The sequence below is a fragment of the Pedobacter sp. CFBP9032 genome (assembly GCF_034045265.1).
Taxonomy (GTDB): Bacteria; Bacteroidota; Bacteroidia; order Sphingobacteriales; family Sphingobacteriaceae; genus Pedobacter.
Genome location: NZ_JAXCWE010000019.1, coordinates 20,989 through 42,303, shown reverse-complemented (window position 1 = coordinate 42,303; position 21,315 = coordinate 20,989). Strand labels below are relative to the sequence as shown.

15 protein-coding genes are annotated in these 21,315 nt (G+C 37.3%); 6 read left to right on the top strand and 9 right to left on the bottom strand.

What is annotated here, in order from left to right:
* Nucleotides 1-87: 87 nt before the first annotated feature.
* From SOM16_RS22255 to SOM16_RS22235, 5 genes are all read right to left on the bottom strand, one after another.
* On the bottom strand, nt 88-657 hold the full coding sequence (locus SOM16_RS22255; RefSeq protein WP_320466201.1) for a UbiX family flavin prenyltransferase: 570 nt from the start codon (nt 655-657) through the stop codon (nt 88-90).
* 523 nt (nt 658-1,180) lie between these two features.
* Nucleotides 1,181-1,378: a hypothetical protein gene (locus SOM16_RS22250; protein ID WP_320466200.1), complete on the bottom strand. Its 198-nt coding sequence runs from the start codon at nt 1,376-1,378 to the stop codon at nt 1,181-1,183.
* Between the two features lie 232 nt (nt 1,379-1,610).
* Nucleotides 1,611-5,666, bottom strand: a complete 4,056-nt coding sequence (gene treY / locus SOM16_RS22245) for a malto-oligosyltrehalose synthase (protein ID WP_320466199.1) — start codon at nt 5,664-5,666, stop codon at nt 1,611-1,613.
* Nucleotides 5,659-7,527 (bottom strand): malto-oligosyltrehalose trehalohydrolase, encoded by a 1,869-nt coding sequence (treZ, locus tag SOM16_RS22240; RefSeq protein WP_320466198.1) that lies wholly within the window; start codon nt 7,525-7,527, stop codon nt 5,659-5,661. Before treZ ends, treY begins: the two co-directional genes overlap by 8 nt.
* A gap of 56 nt (nt 7,528-7,583) precedes the next feature.
* Complete coding sequence (locus SOM16_RS22235) at nt 7,584-7,817, bottom strand: hypothetical protein (RefSeq protein ID WP_320466197.1); 234 nt, start codon at nt 7,815-7,817, stop codon at nt 7,584-7,586.
* Between the two features lie 295 nt (nt 7,818-8,112).
* On the opposite strand from SOM16_RS22235, the gene SOM16_RS22230 reads away from it, so the two are divergent.
* Nucleotides 8,113-8,634: an RNA polymerase sigma factor gene (locus SOM16_RS22230; protein ID WP_320466196.1), complete on the top strand. Its 522-nt coding sequence runs from the start codon at nt 8,113-8,115 to the stop codon at nt 8,632-8,634.
* A gap of 456 nt (nt 8,635-9,090) precedes the next feature.
* Here the strand turns inward: SOM16_RS22230 and SOM16_RS22225 are convergent, their stop codons facing one another.
* A complete protein-coding gene (locus SOM16_RS22225; protein ID WP_320466195.1) occupies nt 9,091-9,954 on the bottom strand; it encodes an OmpA/MotB family protein in 864 nt (287 codons plus the stop codon).
* A gap of 448 nt (nt 9,955-10,402) precedes the next feature.
* Here SOM16_RS22225 and SOM16_RS22220 point away from each other — a divergent pair, with 448 nt between their 5' ends.
* Nucleotides 10,403-10,720 (top strand): RNA recognition motif domain-containing protein, encoded by a 318-nt coding sequence (locus SOM16_RS22220; RefSeq protein WP_320466194.1) that lies wholly within the window; start codon nt 10,403-10,405, stop codon nt 10,718-10,720.
* Between the two features lie 371 nt (nt 10,721-11,091).
* Here SOM16_RS22220 and SOM16_RS22215 read toward each other — a convergent pair whose 3' ends face one another.
* Genes SOM16_RS22215 through SOM16_RS22205 form a run of 3 tightly spaced genes read right to left on the bottom strand, consistent with a single transcriptional unit; the run spans nt 11,092 to nt 15,061 of the window.
* Nucleotides 11,092-12,768, bottom strand: a complete 1,677-nt coding sequence (locus SOM16_RS22215) for a sodium/sugar symporter (protein WP_320466193.1) — start codon at nt 12,766-12,768, stop codon at nt 11,092-11,094.
* Between the two features lie 59 nt (nt 12,769-12,827).
* Nucleotides 12,828-13,979 carry a galactokinase gene (locus SOM16_RS22210; RefSeq protein ID WP_320466192.1) on the bottom strand — a complete coding sequence of 384 codons (1,152 nt, stop codon included), beginning with the start codon at nt 13,977-13,979 and terminating at the stop codon, nt 12,828-12,830.
* Between the two features lie 26 nt (nt 13,980-14,005).
* Entirely contained in the window at nt 14,006-15,061 is a 1,056-nt protein-coding gene (locus tag SOM16_RS22205) for a UDP-glucose--hexose-1-phosphate uridylyltransferase (protein WP_320466191.1), read from the bottom strand.
* Between the two features lie 161 nt (nt 15,062-15,222).
* Here SOM16_RS22205 and SOM16_RS22200 point away from each other — a divergent pair, with 161 nt between their 5' ends.
* The 4 genes from SOM16_RS22200 (at nt 15,223) to SOM16_RS22185 (ending at nt 21,309) form a co-directional block, all read left to right on the top strand.
* Complete coding sequence (locus SOM16_RS22200) at nt 15,223-15,921, top strand: NUDIX hydrolase (RefSeq protein WP_320466190.1); 699 nt, start codon at nt 15,223-15,225, stop codon at nt 15,919-15,921.
* Nucleotides 15,922-16,041: 120 nt separating this feature from the next.
* Nucleotides 16,042-16,632: an RNA polymerase sigma factor gene (locus SOM16_RS22195; RefSeq protein ID WP_320466189.1), complete on the top strand. Its 591-nt coding sequence runs from the start codon at nt 16,042-16,044 to the stop codon at nt 16,630-16,632.
* Nucleotides 16,633-16,725: 93 nt separating this feature from the next.
* Nucleotides 16,726-17,754, top strand: a complete 1,029-nt coding sequence (locus tag SOM16_RS22190) for a FecR family protein (protein WP_320466188.1) — start codon at nt 16,726-16,728, stop codon at nt 17,752-17,754.
* 165 nt (nt 17,755-17,919) lie between these two features.
* Nucleotides 17,920-21,309: a TonB-dependent receptor gene (locus tag SOM16_RS22185; protein WP_320466187.1), complete on the top strand. Its 3,390-nt coding sequence runs from the start codon at nt 17,920-17,922 to the stop codon at nt 21,307-21,309.
* The last annotated feature ends 6 nt before the right edge of the window (nt 21,310-21,315 follow it).

Below are 21,315 nucleotides of genomic sequence, written 5' to 3'. Positions count from 1 at the left end.
ACATTTCAGTTTGCAATTTTCAGTTTTCAGTTTTCAGTTAGCAGTTTAAAATTTGAGATACATACCACAGGAAATTAAAACTGCAAATTATTTTTCTTGCCATCGGTAACTTTGCTGTTCAAATCCAGCTAAATCCAACATCCTGCTGATCACCGTTCCCGCCACTTCTTCAATCGTCTTAGGCAGACTATAAAATGATGGATTTGCCGGACAGATGATCCCTCCTGCTTCGGTAACGGTTTTCATATTGTTAATGTGAATTAAACTAAATGGTGTATCTCTAACTACGGCAATCAGTTTTCTGCGTTCTTTCAAAATCACGTCTGCAGCTCTTGAGATCAGATCGTTTGAAATGCCATGCGCTATCCTACCGAGTGTACCCATGGAACATGGTACAATAATCATGGTATCGTATTTGGCAGAACCAGAAGCAAAGGGTGCATTAAAGTCATTTTTGCCAAAAAAAGTAAAATCGCTGAAGTCGGCATAGTGCTGATTTCCTAATTCGAATTTCCAAACTTCTTTTGCATTATCGCTCATTACTACGCCAACCGCCTCAATCTGATCTTGAAGTTCGATTAGTTTATCAAACAGAACTTTAGCATAAATTGACCCACTGGCACCTGTAACGGCTACAACAACTTTCTTTTTTATCATATTCCAAAAATACGTTATTAAAACAACTGAAAACAAAAAAGGGCCGAATACAAGTATTCGACCCTACATCTACCTATGAAAAACATACCCTCGAAAGGGTAAGAACAAATATATATATTTTTTCAAGAAAAGATAATGGTGAACTGTTAAATTGTGTAAAAGATCAAAATAACTGACAAACACAAATCAACTGACTGATTTTCAGATAAATAATTTTCAATATTATAAATTCAAAGCTTTAAAAACGAACAAAACATCACTACTTTTAATTAAATGGTAATATAAATACGACAAAAATTCAGATACTATTGATACTTCTGATACTATTATTTCATCGCTTTAAACGTAAAGCAGTGTATCAAACCATACACCTACATTAATTTCGTGTTTTAAAATCATTATCTTTTTATTAATAAAAACTACATTCTAACTGGTTTAGTTATCTGAATAAATATTGCAGATGTTCACAAAAGATCCCCTAATGGCATCATATTCGAAAGATGATGGAGGCTGAAATGATTGGTCAGATCAAACTTACCTTTGTTGCGATTAGGCCATCTTCACCTAAATCAATTTCAAAAGAAACCTGATCGTTTACTTTGATGCTCTCAGTTAAGTTAATCAAAATGAAATGAATGTCCTGACAATTATTGTCCAGGATTACCCCATATTTTTCACTATTGTCCATTCGAACGATTTTGCCAAATCTTAATTCATCCATTATTTAATCTTAAATCTTAAAAATTTTGCAAAAATACTGATTTTAGTAAGATAAAACTTACAAATCAGGAATAAAACAATAAGTATTAATGGTGTTAAATACCCTTCTCGAAATTCATCACTACCGTAATATATGGATGCTCATTATTAGCATATTCTGATAATAAAGGTGCTTAACAGGTTCCAATTTCTGCTGCTCCCTCCTATTATCAAATAATATAAAAACATGACCGTTATCTATGACTAATTTCTGTTTCTTTTTTAAGCCAATCCATTAGATCTGCATTTAACATTTGCTTTGTTAAACGCCATTTCCAATTACCAGAAACATCACCTGGCTTATTCATTCTGGCATCTTCATCCAGGTTTAGTATATCCTGAACAGGTACAATAGCGATTTTAGCACTGGATGTGTATGTGGCTCTTAAAACAGTTTGATTAATATTTTTTTCATCCACTTTAACTCCATAGTAAAGATCGAGTCTTTTCCTGGTGTCATCGTCTGCTTCATTTTTGAACCAACCCAGCAACGTATTGTTATCGTGTGTACCCGTGTAAACAATGCAATTTGGAGTGGTGAAATTATGTGGAATATGTATGGTTGTAGTCAACTCTCCGCCAAAAGCAAATTGGAGAACCTTCATGCCAGGCAAATCAAACTTATCCCGAAGCAACTCAACATCTGCGGTAATTTCTCCAAGATCTTCGGCAATAAATGGTAATTCACCGAGTTCTTTTTTAATTACTTCGAAGAACTCCTCTCCGGGTCCATCAATCCATTTTCCATTAACTGCGTTTTCTGCACCGGCATCTACTTCCCAAAAAGACGAAAATGCCCTGAAATGATCCAATCGCAACAAATCGAACAATTCCATATCTTTCTTCAGTCGGTTAACCCACCATGCATAGTGATCAGCTTTCATTGCTTCCCAATTGAAGATCGGCATTCCCCAAAGCTGGCCATTTTCATTAAAATAATCTGGTGGAACTCCAGCAATTTTAAGTGGTTTTAAGGATTCATTGAGTTTAAATAGATGGGGTTGAGACCATACTTCTACAGAATCAAGATCTAAATAGAAAGGCAGGTCGCCTACCATTTCAATTTCGAATTGATTGGCATAATTTTTTAAAGCGTGCCATTGTCTATAGAAAATAAACTGCTGCCATTTTATTTCTTCAATTTCTTCCTTAAATTCATCAATAAAATCTGCGAGTGCTTTTTTATTGCCTGTTCTAAACTGCTCTGGCCAATTGTACCATTCTAAATGCTGGTGATGCGCTTTGATAGCAATAAATAAAGCAAAATTATCCAGCCAGTTTTTTTCCTCTGCACAAAATATTTCGAAAGCATTTTTCATGGCCGTATTTTCAGCCTGTTTAAAATTTTTAAACGCTGTACGAAGTAACTTATACTTATTAATTTCAACCAGCTCGTAATCAACTTGCTCCGTTGCCTCTACTTTTGTTATTTCCAGATCGGCGGAAGTTAGTAAACCATCTTCCAAGAGAAAATCCGGACTGACCAGCAAAATATTTCCGGCCATAGCTGAGTTACTTGAATAGGGTGAGTGGCCGTTTTCACCTTTGGTTGGATTTACAGGTAAAATCTGCCAATATTTTTGTCCTGCGTTAGCCAGGAAATCTATAAACTTCCTACTTTCAGGTCCAATATCTCCAATCCCATATGCAGATGGTAGGGAACTGATATGCATCAAAATCCCTGCTGAACGATGGTTGTTGCTGGTTTTCAGCTTAATTACACCAATTGGAATTTCACTTAAAATCTGGCTAACCAAAAGGCCATTATATAATATATCCTTTACACCAGATGTTTTTGAAATTAAATTATCCCACTCCATTGGCGCAGTTGAGGGCAAGATAATTTGGGTGTCTTCCCAGTCGAATTTATTCGGTTTACCTACATCATCTTTAATTAGCGCCGCTAATCCTATTGGAATTACGACAATAATCCACTCATTGCTTAACTGCCTGGCAAAGGACATAATATGCTGCTTGAAAGTACCCTCTACACGAAGCGGAATATATTTTCCATCTTCAAAAACCTGATGATTATCTTTTCTGAGGGTTGCTAACTTTTCTGTTAACCATAATTTTATCTTCCCCGAATAGCGCTTTTCCCAAAGCGCATTTAAACTTTGATCCTCTTGCTCGTTCTGAAAATTTATTCGCTTTACATAATCCACTGGTCTGCGATTATCCGGATCTACTAAACTCAGATCCCATAATTCAGTGCCCTGGTAAACATCTGGAATACCTGGACAGGTGAATTTAAGCACCAGTTGTGCAAGACTATTAATTATACCAAAATCTGCAATTTTGCCTATAAATTTTTGAATAGTCTGGTTACCGGGATTATTGGCTTCAAGTAATGCGTTTGCAAAAGCCTTCACTTTTTTCTCATAATCTTCATCAGGCGATGCCCAGTCTGAACGCTTTTTAGCTTCTCTTAATGCCTTTTGTATATATTGTTCTAAACGATCGCTGATGTCATCGGAATCTTCGCCAGGCATGGCTGAAGCACCTAAAATAGTTTGAATAACCAGGTACATATCGTTTTTATGCAGGTTACTCAGCGCTTCTTCCTCTTGCACGAGTTGGTTGGTGATTTTCAACAAATCTTCCACCACATTACTCCATTGCTCTGGAACATCAGTCAACACATTTAATCTTGCCCTCACATCTTCGCCTTTTTTGGTATCATGTGTAGCGCTTCCGTTTAAAGCATTTGGCCAAAGCTTTTGCCTTTCTTCCATTTTTGAATGGAAATCTTCTGTTGTAATTCCAAATGAATGTGGAGCATCTCCAACTTCAGTATGGCCAACAAACAGATTATAGGTAAACATTACGGTGTCTTCCACTCCTTTTGCCATTAACGGTCCTGTAAATTGCATACATCGCTGGTAAAACTTCCCTACGTTCTCCAAATAAATCGGAGCTCCGGTTAATGGCTTTTCTATCAACATTTTAGCCAGGAATGTACCAGCTGGTCTTAATTCTTCTGTTTCATTTACGCCTGAAATCAGGCTTGTGAGTTGATGCAAAGACTCATTTTTTAAAGGAAATTGGTAATTATAATAACGATAAACAGGCATCTGGATCATCATTTCTCCAATCCCCTTTTTGATAACATCTGCCCCGATTTCATTTTCATCAGCATTAGAAATCAAATCAAGATCTTTGGCAAGTTGATACAAATTGTCTAGTTCACCATGCATGTGCTCGTATAAAATGGTCTCTTTTTTTTCATGGATCAGCACTTCCAGGTCCTGAGATTTGCCTGTTACTTTCTCATATAGTTTATCGAAAGATTTTTGGGCTGCATTATTGGTAAAAAGGTTATTGGTGATGGCGAGAAAATCATATCCGGTGCTGCCTTGGGTATTCCAATCTACAGGCAACTGTTCTTTGGTTTCTAAAATCTTTTCTATTACAATGTAAACCTCATTGCCTACTGCCGCCCTAAGCCTGTCAAGATACATCTTTGGATCATAAAGCCCATCTATATGATCGATTCTTAATCCCTGGAAGATACCGTCACTTACCAATTTAAAAATATATTCGTGATAGGTATCAAACACCGCTTTATCCTGGATATTCAAACAGATTAAACTATTTACAGTAAAGAACCTCCTGTAATTAATTTTGGAAAATGTTTCCTGCCAATTGCAAAGGCGATAGTTCTGCTGTTCTACTATCTTGAGCAATTCAGATTTATTACCATTAAAATCCGCTACATTTTTACCTTGAAGATTTTGATAAGTAGCATCACTTACCGGCCACAGTGTTCCACTATAGTCCAGGTAAAACTGATTATGATCTGCCGCTAACTTAAGAGAACCACTTTCAATGGCATCAGTTAAATCTTCTCCTAGAAATGGGACCATAAGTTTTTGTTCACGCTTCAGATCAATATCAAAGAAGGTTGCAAAAGTTGATTTTTCTCCATTCTTTAATACATCCATGAGCCAGGCATTGTTGGTATGAAAGGCCATGTGATTAGGCACAATATCCTGCAACCAACCAATCCCTGCATCCTTCAGCTTAGCTGAAAGTTGATACAATTCTTCCGCTGTACCTATCTCTGGATTAATCAAATGTGGATTGGTGGTATCATAGCCATGGGTACTGCCTGGCGAAGCTTCAAATATTGGCGATGCATAAATGGTATCTATTCCCAGATTTTTTAAATAGGGAATTATTTTATCGAGTGATTTAAATGGAAAATCTTTATTGAATTGAATTCGGTAGGTTGTGCTGGGCTTATACATTTTCGCAAAGGAATATTAAAATAGATTCGGATAAAATAGTTACTTTATTTTGGACAGGAACGACACCAACTTCAGTTGATCCACCCCATGTTGTTGATGATGAGTTAAAAATATTTCGATATTGATAACCGTTTTCGAGTGCTAAGGTTTGCTCCTGACCGGAAAAATTCATTAAACAAATTAAGCGTTCTTCATCATGCCAGCGCTCCAGCACTAAACAATTCTGATCCACCAATGAAGTTGCTTTTACATTTTTTCTGTTGAGCATAAAAAGTGATTGATGTTCTTTTCTCAGACTGATCAGGGCCTTGTAATACCGCAACATGTAGCTGTGGGGCTGCTCATTGAGTTTGTTCCAATCTAGTTTTGATGTTAAAAAGGTTTCATCACTTTGTGGATCTGGAGTTTCTGTTCCACTGTGGAAGGCAGCAAATTCTGCCTTTCTACCTTCTCTAACTGCTTTAATTAATTCTTTATCACTATGACTGGTAAAAAACTGGAATCGATTGGTTTCTCCATATTCTTCCCCCATAAAAACCAAAGGCAAAAAGGGACTACAAAATACGGCCGCGGCTAATAATTTACACATTTCGAAACTTACCAGCTCACTGGTTCGTTCGCCGAGCATGCGGTTGCCTACCTGATCGTGATTTTGGGAAAATACCACAAATTGCTTCCCTTCATTCTTTACTGCTTTTGCACCAAATTTCTTTTCGCGATGAGGCGAGTATTGACCATCATAAACATAGGCATCTTCATAAGATTTTGCCAGCTGTTTGATGCCATTGAAATCAGCGTAATAACCGTTTTGCTCTTGTCCGGCGGTAACCCGAAGAGCATGGTGAAATTCATCAACCCACTGCGCATCCATCCCATATCCGCCATAATGTTGTTCATTAATATATTTCGGATCATTAAGATCCAGTTCAACAATCAGCTGATGAGACCTACCGGTGTGGTCACAAAGCTGACTCACATAGGTTTTAATTTCCTGCAAAATGGGTACAGCGCTAAAATCTTTAATGGCATGTACAGCGTCCATCCTTAAGGCATCTACATGAAAATCGCGGAACCACATCAATACGTTTTCAATAAAATAATCCCGAACAGGATCGCAGTTTGCATCATCAAAGTTTATCGCCTGGCCCCAGGGGGTTTGGTATTTATTGGTAAAGTATGGGCCGAAATCGTTAAAGTAGTTTCCTTCAGGCCCCATGTGGTTGTAAACAACATCCAGAATTACGGCTAAACCCTCTGCATGACAGGCATTAATTAAGTGTTTTAAAGCTTCGGGGCCACCGTAGGAGTTTTGTGTAGCAAAGGGAAATACGCCATCGTAACCCCAGTTTCTATCACCAGAAAATTGTGCAACTGGCATTAACTCTATTGCCGTAACACCAAGATCTTTTAAATACTGTAGTTTAGTTTCGATAGCTTTGAAATCACCGTTATCAGTAAATGTTCCGGCATGTAATTCATAGATAATAAACTCCTCCAGGGGCAAACCATGCCAGTTCTGATCAGTCCACATGAAAGCGTTTAAATCAACAGCGGTAGAATTTCCGGCTACACCAGCTTTTTGCCACAGCGAAGCTGGATCTGCCCGGTATAGATGTTTGCCATCAGAGGTTTGATGAACCGCATCTTCCAATTGATATAATTTGAAACGATATTCATCGCCATCTTTTAAGGCTTTTGTTTCCAGATACCAGTAGCCCAGATCTCTTTCTAAGAGATCAAGTGATAAACCATTGGTTATCAAATCAACTTTTGATGCATAAGGTGCCCAAAGATAAATTTCTGCTACCCCTGCTTCATTAAAATTTAAACCTATTTTTCTTTTGCGGATATCTATTTCCATATTTATTATAATTGTCCTTTGGCTTTTTAAGTTGTGTAGATTCTTAATTCAAAAAATTATTGATTTAAGGAAAAGCTATCCGTAATCTCGCCAGATTGATCGACAAAGCTTATTTTAGCGATAGCATCTTCACTTACTAAAGCGATGATATGTTCTTTTAGGTGTGCTGAAAGTTGTTGTGCATTTTCCCCTTTATTAACCACCACCTCTATCTCCGCTGGTCCTTTTTTGAAAATATTTTTAGCACGGTCGCCTAAAAATGCTTTTATCTGATTCATCAATTCTTCCATCTGTAATTTTTAACATAAGAAGTGTCGAAATGCATAAAATGTTTTGAACAAGTGATGTATTCAAAATTATTCAGTTCGAAAAGGGAGCTGATTTTATAGTTGCTCAAGCTTCCGTATAAACCCTCGTATTTCTACGTTTTCTAATAGGAGTAGGTTGTGAGGCTTAACAGAGAATCATCTTTGAGGCGCCCCTAAGCCATTTTTTGATCCAATTGAATAATCAGACCAAGGTAGTAATGCGTTCTTTTGGTATAACATTTGTTCGTTGATAGGTACATCCTTAACCTAAAACATCATGACACAGTTTGAATTTAACAACATGGTTAATAGCCATTCCCTATCGTTAAAAATGCATGCTTTAAATTTCACTAAAGATATTGAAGATGCAAATGATTTGGTACAAGACACGATGTTGAAAGCCATTAGATTTTACCAAAATTTTCAGGAAGGTACAAACTTCAAAGGCTGGCTTTTTGTGATAATGAAAAATACATTCATCAACAACTACCGCAAATCTGCAAAAGCAAAAACGTTAATTACACAAGATGACGAAATTTCATCGGCAAACCTGATGTATAGTGCAGAGCGAAATGCAAGTGTTGGAAAAATGATTGTTGATGATATTCAAAAGGCATTAAATCATTTACCCGAAGTATACAGCACTCCATTTATTAAATACTTTGAGGGCTTTAAGTACCATGAAATTGCAGATGAGTTGCAGATTCCTCTTGGTACCGTGAAAACGAGAATTCACGTAGCTAGAGAAATGCTTAAAAAATATTTAAAGACCTACGCAAAGGAAGCCTATAGTGCTTAAAACATGGAAACCTCAGCTTAGAAAGCTGAGGTTTTTTTATATCTGGCTATTTGTATTCTCCTAAAGTGAAATATCTCACCAGCCAGCATAAGTTTATCATTTATATAAAGATGATATAAAATCAAATTTATTGGCATTTTTCTATTGGTAAACGTAGACGTCTACTGATGTACCTTACTACTCATATGCCTGAGAGACACTCCATCAATCTTGTCGATTCTATTTGTCAACCAAACTAAGTTTAATACTTTAAATTCGTAGTTCGGTACTTGAAGCGCCCAAAGTTCTGAACTTTCAGGAAGCTATACAAACTTTGCAGAAGGAAGAATAAAGATTGCTGCCTTGAGCTGTGGAATAATCGGCTTAGCTACCGGATGATTATATAATCGGGCGGTGTATCACCGCCCGAAATTAATACATTATTCTAAAAGGATACATCCCTTTAAATTTATGTTTTTATTTTTTTGATTGCTCTGGCGCTTTACCAATCAAATCCATAAACTGATCCAGTTTAGGTGTAATGATAATTTGGGTCCTCCTGTTTTGCGCTTTTCCTGCCGGGGTCGCATTATCTGCAATAGGATTGAACTGTCCACGACCACCCGCCGTTAATCGTTTAGGGTCTACTCCATATTTCGTTTGCAATACCTGCACTACTGAAGACGCCCTCAAAGTACTTAAATCCCAATTGTTTCTAATATTAGGCTGAGAGATTGGCACATCATCCGTATTACCCTCAATTAACACATCATAAGTACTATAATCTGTAATGATTTTCGCAATCTTACTTAAGGTTTCACCAGATTTGTCTGAAACTTCATAACTACCAGATTTATAAAGCATATTGTCTGCTAAGGAGATGTATACCACGCCTTTCAGCACTTGTACATCAACATCACTTAACTCTTCTCTACTTAACGAACGGGTTAAGTTGTTTGTTAACACCATATTAAGTGAGTCGCTTTTGTTTTTAGTGTTAACCAGTTGCTTGATATATTGATTAGAACTATTAATTTCATCTACTAACTTGGAAATATTCACATTTCCCTGGCTACTAGAGCTCAAACACTTATTTAATGCTTCCTGCAAAGCGGCAACATTAGATTTTTCTGACGCGATTTGTTCTTCCAGGCTTTTTACTCTACTGCTGGAACCTGAAAGTTCCCGTTGACTATCTTGATACTTATTACTCAACTCTTGATTTCTTTCTCGCAACTTAGCGTAAGTGTCTTGCAGTTCCGTATATTTCTTATTGCTAACACAGCCAGAAATCATTACTCCTGCTAAAAGCATTATCGGGATTGATTTGTAAAATTTCATAATCTTATCTTTTTTTTTAGCTGAGTATTTAACAAATTCCTTGCCGTAAAATTTAAAACTGCCTCTGTGCACTGTTAAAGAGTGTTAAGGTTAAATGATTTGCCATAACAACTATATTAAGTAAGAAAAATGATGAAATATTTCTAGCCTGGATATTAGAAACACTTTTTTCGCTGTTCGAAGGTTGATACATGAATCATCTGATTACAAATCGTTTTAGTAAATTATAATAACCAATATTAAGTTTATTAAGCGGAGAAAAAGAGAGAAATTTATGATGAAAATCTTGGTAAAGTCATACTATTTACGCAAATCATACGTCTTTAGGGTAAAAATTGATTTGTTTTCACAATTTTAAAGTTTTATTTTGCAACATAATTTAAAACAAAACTTTACGCTGGCGAAAATGTTATCAAAAGCGATATAAACATCATAATAACATTTTAAAATGAACAAGCTTTTCGTTGGTGGCCTGGCAGATAATATTCAGGAAATGGATTTAGCAATTTTTGTTAGCTTACATGGTAAAATAGACACTATAAAAGTTGTTCGTGATCGGGCTACCGGAAAATGTAAGGGTTACGCCTTTATCGAAGTTGCCAGCCTTGATGATGCAAAAAACATTATTTCTATGCTAAATGGCGAAACATTTAAAGGTAATGTCATTACGGTTAAGCTTTCAGAAGAAGTGGCTCCAAAAAAGCCAGCTCCAAAACCAAGACCAACTGAAGCGTTTAAATCTAAACGGCCACGTTTGCAACGCTAGAGCTTTTTAACATCTTTTCAATTATCTATCTCTGTTGTTCTCTTAATTTTAGCCTCTAAATAGGCTTTCATAATGATTCTATATAAAACATTTGCGAAGACACAAAAGTTTATCATATTAACGTGTCAGTAAATGAAATCATTAAATATATCCCATTTAATAAATTATCGGTTTCAGTCGGTGTCCTACCGACCGTTAGGTAAAAAAGAGCGTTAGCAATACTGACGTATTAGTATTTAAAATCGTTTAAACCTATCCTGTCTAATCAAGTTTATCAGTTTCTGCTGGTGTGGCACGGACCGATAGCTAAAAAAAAGGGATAACAACCAAAGCCGCTATCCCTAAACTCATAAAAAATATTTGGCAAATACCTACCAGTAAACACTGTAAAGTGCAACTAACATACCGATGATAATTAGTGTTCCAACCGCAAAACTTGTGGAGGTCTTAAACATTTTAACATCAATATCCAATCCTTTTGGATTCACACCTTTTCTATTTTCAAATAAACTGATGATGACCATACCAACGATACAGAAAACAAACACAAAACCCATTCGATCAAGGAAAGGAATTTCATAAACCCCAGCAGCGTTTCTCACTGCGAAACCTACTCCTGATAGCCAGGAAAGATCTGTTAAGTTGGGCAATGCCTTTAATAATAACGACATTCCAAAACCGCCAATTGTAGCAAACAACGCTGCATTTGAAGTTGTTCTTTTCCAGAAGAAGCCTAAAATAAACATGGCGAAAATACCTGGGGAAACAAAACCAGTATACTCCTGAATGTATTGGAAGCCACCTTTTTTATCGATACCCAGGTGAGGTGCGATTAAAACACCCAAAATCATGGCTACAATGATGGAAATTTTTCCGGTTAAAACCAGGTTCTTTTCGGTAGCGTCTGGATTAATGACTTTTTTGTAGATATCCAGTGTAAAAATAGTTGCGATACTATTTGCTTTACCAGCTAACGAAGCCACTACAGCTGCTGTTAATGCTGCAAATGATAAACCCTTTAAACCTGCCGGAAGCAAATTTAATAACACCGGATAAGCACGATCTGGATTCACAGAACCATCTTGTAGCATCTCCGTTTGGAAGGCACCATCTTTGTAAAGTACGTAAGCCGCGATCCCTGGAAGTACCACAATGATTGGCATTAATAATTTCAGGAATGCAGCAAAAAGTAAACCGCCTCTTGCCGTATTTAAATCTGCCCCTAAAGCACGTTGGGTAATGTATTGATTACAACCCCAATAATTTAAATTCACAATCCACATCCCTCCAATAAGTACACTTAAACCTGGTAAATCGATATAATTTTCGTTATCCGGTTTTAAAATCATTTGGAAATGTTCTGAAGCTTTACTCGTCATTAAGCTATAGCCTTCGAAAATACCTGTTGTACCATAGTGACTGGAAACTAAATTTAAAGCCAGGTAAGTGGTTGCTAAACCGCCTAAAATCAGGAAGAAAACCTGAATTACATCGGTATAACCAATTACTTTCATCCCGCCAAGGGTAATAATAATGGCAAATGCAGCAATGGCATACATACAAATTTCTAAGTTAAAACCAGAAATACTGCTTACCGCCAACGCGCCTAAATAAAGAATAGAAGTTAAGTTAACCACCACGTAAAGCAATAACCAGAATACGGCCATAATCATGGCAACAGTACCATTGTAGCGCTGGTGGAGAAACTGCGGCATGGTTGCAATCTTATTCTTCAGGTAAACCGGAATAAAGAATACCGCAACCACAATCAGGGTTAAACTTCCCATCCATTCGTAAGTGGCAATGGCAAGACCCATTTTAAATCCAGATCCACTCATGCCAATAAATTGCTCTGCCGAAATGTTGGATGCAATTAAAGAAGCACCAATTGCCCACCAGGTTAGCGATCCTTCGGCCAAAAAGTAATCTTTTGAGCCTGTTGATACTGATTTTTTCTTATTGTAAATGTAGAGGCCGTAAGCCGCAACGATTACAAAGTACACCGCAAATACGATGTAATCTTTTGTATCGAGAATATTATTTTTCATTCATTTATATGTTTAAGTTTATGTGATGCCCTTATAACATCAGATTCGAGTGTATTTTATTAAGCAATGAGTTCTGATCCGTTTGCTGTTTCTACGATATAGGCATCGAGAGACAGGCCAAATTCATTTGAATACAGGGTGCTGATGTCTGAGATTAACGTGTAGATTTCTTCATCTTTAACAATATTAATGGTACAGCCACCGAAACCACCACCCATCATCCGTGCACCGAGAACGTAATCGAGATTTTTAACATAATCAACCAAAAAATCGAGTTCCTTGCAACTTACCTCATATTCTTTACTCAGGCCTTCGTGTGTTTCGAGCATTAGTTTGCCTAATGCAACTAAATCACCTTGTTTAAGTGTTTCTGCAGCTTGTTGAATCCTTGCAATTTCCTCTACAACGTATTTACATTTCTGATAAACGTCTGAATCTTTTGGCTCAACATAAGTTTTAAGCATCATTAAATCAGCATCTCGTAAGCTGTTAACTTCAGCATGATGCGATTTAATCCAGGCCACACCCTGCTCACATTGTGATCTCCTTTTATTATAAGCAGAATCAGCCAGCGAGTGTTTCACATTCGTATTAAACAAGACCAGTTTGTAGCCATCCAATTTTAAAGGGATGTACTCATATTCCATAGATCTGCAATCGAGTAAAACGGCGTGATCTTTTTTACCGAATACCGAAGCAAACTGATCCATAATACCGCAGTTTACACCGGCAAATACATGTTCGGCTTTCTGCGAAATTAAGGCCAGATCCATTTGCGAAATCTGGAGATTATTCAGGTGATCGATGGCGAATGCCGTAGCACATTCCAGCGCAGCCGATGAAGAAAGACCAGCACCCAGCGGAACATTTCCATCTAAATAAACGTTAAAACCTGCAATTTTATGCCCTCTTTTTACTAACTGATCGGCCACACCCAGCACATAATTTGCCCAGCTCAGTTCCGATTTTTCAATCGCAGCAACTGATGACTGATAAGCTGCCTGGTAGCTCTCGGAGTAAAGGTGAATCTCATCATCATCTCTCTTGGAAACAGCCACATAAATTGCCTTATTAATCGCAGCAGGCATTACAAAGCCATCATTATAATCGGTATGCTCACCAATAATGTTAATTCTTCCGGGAGATTTAACCAAAATTGGCTCAGTTTGAAAAACATCTTTAAATGCTTTCTTTAAACGTTCAATATCCATTCGCTCTAATTATTGTTATTTTTTGGTTAGGGTTTTATTGTCTTATAATGTTCCGTAGCTAAGTCCTTCAGGCGATTTGCGGCAAACTCCGGTGTGATATCCCTTTGCGGATTTGCCAGCATTTCATACCCTACCATAAATTTCTTAACTGTAGCCGAACGAAGCAGTGGCGGATAAAAATGCATATGCCAGTGCCATTCCGGGTGATCGCCATCATTTACTGGTGCCTGATGCATACCAGCAGAATAAGGAAAGGAAGTTTCGAAAAGGTTATCGTATTTAGTAGTAAGTGCCTTTATAGCTTTTGCGAGCGCTTGCTTCTCTGCAATAGTAAAAAATTTAATGCTACTTACATGCCTTTTACTGATAATAATTGTTTCATAAGGCCAAACCGCCCAGAATGGAACCAAAACAGCAAAATGTTCATTTTCGAAAACAACTCTTTCATTTTTTTTTAATTCCAGTTTCAGGTAGGCAGATAACATGCTTTCCCGATGAATTGCATAGTAATTTTTCTGGCGTTCGGTTTCTTTAACAATTTCCATTGGTACTTCGCTCTGCGACCAGATTTGCCCATGAGGGTGTGGGTTACTACAACCCATAATTTCGCCCTTGTTTTCGAAAATCTGGATATATTTAATCCATTCATTTTCCGAAAGGCTATTGTATTCTTTTTGCCAGAGGTTAATAACAGCAGTAATTTCGTTTATGCTGAGCTCTGGCAAGGTTAAATTGTGTTTCGGACTAAAGCTAATCACCTTACAAATACCACGTTCATTTTTAGCTACCAGTAAGCCCTCGTCATTAAGGCTACTTGCAGGAGTGTCTTCCAGCAGGGCTGAAAAATCATTTTTAAAAACGAAACTCTCTTTATAATCAGGATTAACATCGCCATCTGCCCGATCATTGCCCGGACACAGGTAACATTTCGGGTCATACTCCGGACGATTGTCGGCTGGCAGGTCTTCAACTTTTCCTTGCCATGGCCTCTTGGTGCGGTGCGGAGATACCAGTACCCATTCGCCAGTTAAGATGTTTAATCTCCTGTGAGGATTTGAATCGAGATCAAATGTATTACTCATGTTATATTATTGATTAGAATGTAGGTATGCAAAATGGACTTTGAATTCGGCTAAATTATAAATAAATTATTATTTGTCAAAATGACATTTAATAATTTATTTATAATTTCTATTTTCGCAAAATTTTGAAGATATTCAGGCACATTTAATTTTGTTTCAGCATGATAGAATATTCAGGCCAACCGCATTACCTGGTAGCTGTAGATTGTATAGTTTTCGGTTTTGATGGAGAACGCCTAAAGTTATTACTGGTTAAAAGGGGTTTGGAACCAGAAATTAACAAATGGAGTTTAATTGGTGGTTTTGTGGGTTCGAATGAAAGTCCGGATGATGCTGCCAACAGGGTGCTGAAGAAAAATACTGGCCTGGAAGGTATTTATCTGGAGCAGTTGCAAATTTATGGGGCACCCGATCGCGATCCAATTGAGCGTACATTATCTGTAGGTTATTTTGCCCTGATCGATATTAATAAATACCAGGCACAATTAAGTGATGAATATCAGGCCGAATGGTTTCTGATTAATGAACGACCGAAACTTATCTTCGACCATGCACAAATGGTTGCCGATGCTCGGAAAAAGCTGCGTTACAAGGCTGCCCTCCACCCTATTCTTTTTGAAATGTTACCAAAAAAGTTTACGCTTCCGCAATTACAAATGCTTTTTGAGGAAGTGAACGATACCAAAATAGATACCCGGAATTTTAGCAGAAAAATTAGTTCTACTGGTTTACTAATCAAACTGGAGGAAAAGGACAAATCCGGCTCAAAGAAAGGTGCCTTTTATTTTAAATTGGATAAGAAAAAATATAAAGCAAATTTCCAGGCATTTTTAAACCTGATACCCAATTTGAAAGTGTAAAGAAATAATTTCGATAGAAATTCACATAAAATCACGAAATAGTCATTAGAAAACTACAAAAATAGATTCAAATTACAGTTATCAAACTTAAAGATTTAGTTTAATTGATATATTAGCCCTATGCAAAAGGAACTGGCGGATGAAAAGTTGATCCTGGCAAAAATTGCCAAGGGAGATCAGCAGGCTTTCGGCATTCTTTTTAACTTTTACCGGAATAAGGTTTACGGTTATGCTTTGAGCATTCTCCAGGAAGATACCGCAGCCGAAGAAATTGTGCAGGATGTTTTTATCAAACTTTGGATCAAAAGAAAAACTTTATTAACAATAGAAAATTTTGGTGGCTTTTTAAGAACTACTACCCGGAATGAAACCTTGAATGCATTAAAAAAGATAGCCAGCGAACAAAAAAACTATCAAATCGCCAATCAAAACAATTCAGATATCGATTCTGGTACTGAAAATGAAATTCAATTTAGAGAAACCAAGAAGTTATTGGATTCTGCTATCGAAAAACTTCCGCCTCAACAGAAATTAGTTTATAACCTCTGCCATATTGAAGGCTTAAAACAAAAAGATGTGGCCGAAAAATTAAACTTATCTCCACTAACGGTAAAAACACACCTTAGAGATGCGGTTAAATCAATCAAAAACTACCTAATGTTACATGATGAAATAAAGGCGGTGCCCCTTTTATTATTTTTTATTCGATAATTTAGTATTTCACTACCTCCTTTTGTTTTTAAGATTGTCATTATCTTAATAGCTATAGAAAATAAACCCTTCTTCAGCCTAAAACCAAACAAGATGGAACAGGAAAGGTCTTCCTATTTATTTAATAAGTACGTAAGTAGAACATGTTCTCCTGCAGAATTGAAGGAGTTTATGGCGATCGTTAAAAACGCAGATGACGCTACCGTTATTGATTTGGTGATGGATAATTTCTGGAATCAAAGCCCGGAGGTAGAACTTAATCCAGTTAAGGCAGATTCAATATTAACAAAAGTGCTATCATCAGATGCTAAAAAAGATGCAAAGACACCCAATCTATCCGTCCAGTGGCTGGGTTGGGCAGCAGCTCTTTTTATCATTTGCCTGGCTACCTTATATTTCAACAATAAAACTAAAACCACACCTCCCGCAGCCAATCAAACTGCTAAGAAAGTAGTGCAATCTGACAAACCTGTAGAGTTATTAACGGTTAAAACCGGAAATGAACATCAAAAGGTAAACTTGCCAGATGGAAGTACGGTAATTTTAAATAACAACAGCTCCATCAGCTATCCTAAAGTATTCGGGGTAAAAAGAGCGGTTACGCTAACGGGAGAAGGCTACTTCGACATCAGGCATGACCTTAAAAAAAGTTTCACCGTACACACAGGCAACCTAAGCACGGTTGTTTTAGGAACTGCATTTAACATCAAAGCTTATGACCGCGATCATGAAATTTCAGTTACCGTAACGAGGGGGAAAGTAAGTGTATTGGATAGTAACGCTGTTTTAGCCATTCTAACTCCAAACCAACAAATTACCTTTAACAAGAAAGACAAACTGTCTAATCTAAACAAAGTGATCGCTAAAAACACTGTACAATGGCAGGAAAGTGATATTTTCTTTGATGACATATCCCTGGAAGAAGCCGCGCAGGCATTATCCAAGCGATTCAACACCACTATTACCGTAGAAAATGATTCTTCTAAAAAATGCAGGTTTACGGCTACTTTTTTAAAGGGGGAATCATTGGATGAGATACTGAAGATTATCTGCTCTTATAACCACGCACAATACCAAACTACCGCTGGCGGCATAACCATCAAAGGCGACGGATGTGAATAATAAACAATCAACTAAACTAAACAACATGAAAAAAACTTACCAGCTGCGAATTTAAATGAATAAAAAAACTCCTTGTCGCTAAACAAGGAGCCGTTGCAGATACAGCGCTAACTGTATCTACGCGTTTAAACAATTTTCTAGGATTCATTTTAAACATTTAAAATTATGTATTTTTCTGCACAATCGGCAGAGGGCAGGAAGAAATATGCTTTCTTCACTGCATCACCCCAAACACGATATTTAATTCGTCAGCTTATGCGCATCAGCTCCATCATTGCTATCGTATTTATTACCTCTCTCCCATGCCTGTTTGCTACAGAAGTTATTGCCCAATCTACTCAGCAAGTACAAGTTACGATCGAGATGAATCAGGAGCCAATCACTTCGGCAATCAAAAAAATTGAACAAAATAGTCAGTTTCGTTTTCTGTACCGCAATAACGAACTTAAAAACCTCAAACCCGTAAGTATTCCTTTAGGCGCCAGAACGGTTAAAGAAACATTAGACCTGATTTTAAATGGCACGGGTTTAACTTATAATCAGCTAGGTGATAAAATTCTCATTTCCAAGCTTCCTGTGGCGAACACTATAACAAGTGTTAACGATACCCGTTTAACCGGAATGGTGACTGATGAGGAGGGAATTCCACTCCCTGGTGTATCTATTCGCATTAAAGGAGATAAAGAGTTTAGTACCGCATCAGATCAGTACGGACATTATAGTGTTAACATCCCTGCTGGCAAAACCATTACCATCATATTCAGTTATGTGGGTTACGTAACCAAAGAAATAGCCGTTGATGAGAAAACAAACTCATTAAAAACAGCCTTGATTCCGGAAGCAGGAAGTTTGAACGAGGTTCAGGTGATTGGTTATGGCACCACAACAAGAAAGTTGAATACGGGCGCTGTTGCTTCCATATCTGCTGATGAGATTCAGAAACAACCTGTTGGAAACCCATTAGCAGCACTTTCTGGCAGAATGCCGGGTGTGTTGATTGCTCAAAACAACGGTATTCCTGGAAGTGCGGTGCAGATACAAATCCGTGGTCAGAATTCTTTATCGCAAGGCGGTATCCCATTATATGTAATTGACGGCGTACCCTTTACCAATTTTAATGGAGGTTCTCCTCCATCAGACAACCTAAATGCTTTTGGAACATCTGGTGCAAGTGGCGGTATCAGTCCTTTTGGGATGATTAACCCATCTGACATTGAGCGGATAGACATTTTGAAGGATGCAGACGCTACAGCTATTTACGGATCGAGAGGTGCAAACGGTGTAGTATTGATCACTACAAAAAAAGGACAATCTGGAAAGGTAAGAGTAAGTGCAAATTTGAGTACAGGTTTTACAGAAGTTGGCCGCTTTATTCCAATGTTAAATCTTCAGGATTATTTGGCTATGAGAAAAGAAGCATTCCAGAATGACAATGCTACGCCAAATGCTACGAATGCTCCGGATTTGACGCTTTGGGATCAAAACAGTTCAACTGATTTTCAAAAATTATTGATTGGAAACCGCGGTCATGTAAATGAAGTACAGGCATCATTATCTGGTGGCAATGAACAAACGCGATTCTTCTTCAACTCTGGCTATCGTAAAGAAACGGGTGTATTTTTAGGTGATAATGGCAATAAGCGATTTACTTCAAGATTAAATCTTGATCATACTTCACAAAACAAAAAGTTTGGTGCATCATTCTCTGTTAGTTATAGCAACGATAATACTAAACTGCCCGCATCAGATGTATCTTCAGCATATAATTTACCTCCTAATTTGCCTTTATATGATGCTAATAACAGATTATATTGGTTTGGTAGCTTTACAAATCCAATGGCCTCCTTACTGAAAGAATATACTGGCGTAACCAATAATTTAATCGCCAATGCTAATCTTAAATACAGCATTTTACCTGGATTAACGGCCAAAACTAATTTTGGGTACACCAATACCAGGTTAGAACAAATTAACAAAGACCCATTTTCTTCTCAAAATCCAACAAGCAATCCGGTTAGTAGTGCAACATTTACAAATTTAAATGCCCAAAACTGGATTGTAGAGCCAACATTGGATTATACCAGGAATTTAGGCGGAGGCAAGTTTACAGCTCTAATTGGTAGCAGTTTCCAACAAAACACTTCAAATGGATCATCTATTTTCGGAAACAACTACAGTTCTGAAGACCTTTTGGGTACCCTTAGCGCTGCCGGAACAATAACTATACGCTATAATAACATCGTAAAATATAAATACAACGCGGTATTTGCTAAATTAAATTACGATTGGCAAGACAAATACTTGGTCAATGCAACTTTCAGAAGAGATGGTTCATCAAGATTTGGCCCAGAGAACCGTTTTGGTAATTTTGGCGCAGTTGGTGCTGCCTGGATATTTTCTAATGAAGATTTTATTAAAAATAATCTCTCCTTCCTAAGCTTTGGTAAATTGAGAGCTGGTTTCGGTACTACGGGTAATGATCAGATTCCAAATTATCTTTATTTGCCTTTGTATAATCCAACAACACCTTACCTAGGTAATGCATCTATAATACCAAACGGTCTTCCTAATCAAACTATTAAATGGGAAACAACCAAAAAACTAGATCTGGCAATTGACTTAGGCTTTTTAAAAGATCGCATTACATTTACAGCCAATTATTACAGAAACCGTTCTTCTGATCAAATTACCTCCAATGCCGTGGCTTTCCAGAGCGGTTATAATTCATACACACAAAATCTTCCTGCTGTTATTCAAAATCAGGGTCTAGAATTAGAATTGAATACTACAAACATTGCTTCTAAAGATTTTTCATGGAAATCATCCCTTAACTTAACCTTTACCAATAATAAGTTGGTAGAATTCCCTAATCTTGATAAATCATTTGTTTCTTTCAGTTATGTGGTTGGGGAATCCATTAACTTATTCCGTCCTTATCACTTTCTTGGTGTAAACCCTGCAAATGGAGCAGCAATGTATGAAGACAGAGATGGAAATGGAATAATTAATACTAACGACCGTTATGTGGTAGACCTTGGAACACCTTTCTTTGGAGGATTTAACAATACCTTTTCCTACAAAGGCTTTGATTTAGGGATATTTTTCCAGTTCAATCACCGTTTTGGGGTTACTCAAATTTTAAATACACGCCCTGGCGCATTAACAAATCAAAATGATTATTGGTTAGACCGATGGACACCATCAAATACTTCATCTAATATCCCTGGATCTTCTGCTACTGCCGGCACAGCCATCGCAGCTTCCTACAATTTTTACACACAATCAGACGCAGTTTACGGCGATGCTTCTTATCTAAAATTAAGATCGGTAAACTTATCTTATACCCTACCACAAGAATGGCTTAAACATGTAAAGATTTCAAATGCAAGCATTTTTGTTCAAGGGCAAAACCTATATACCTGGGCTAAGAATAAATATGTACTGGATACCGAAACTACTGTAGGCGGAGGTCCTCCAGGTTTAGGTACAGGAACAATCGGCCAGGTTGTACCGCCACTAAGAACGATTGTATTTGGTGTTAACTGTTCATTTTAATCAAAA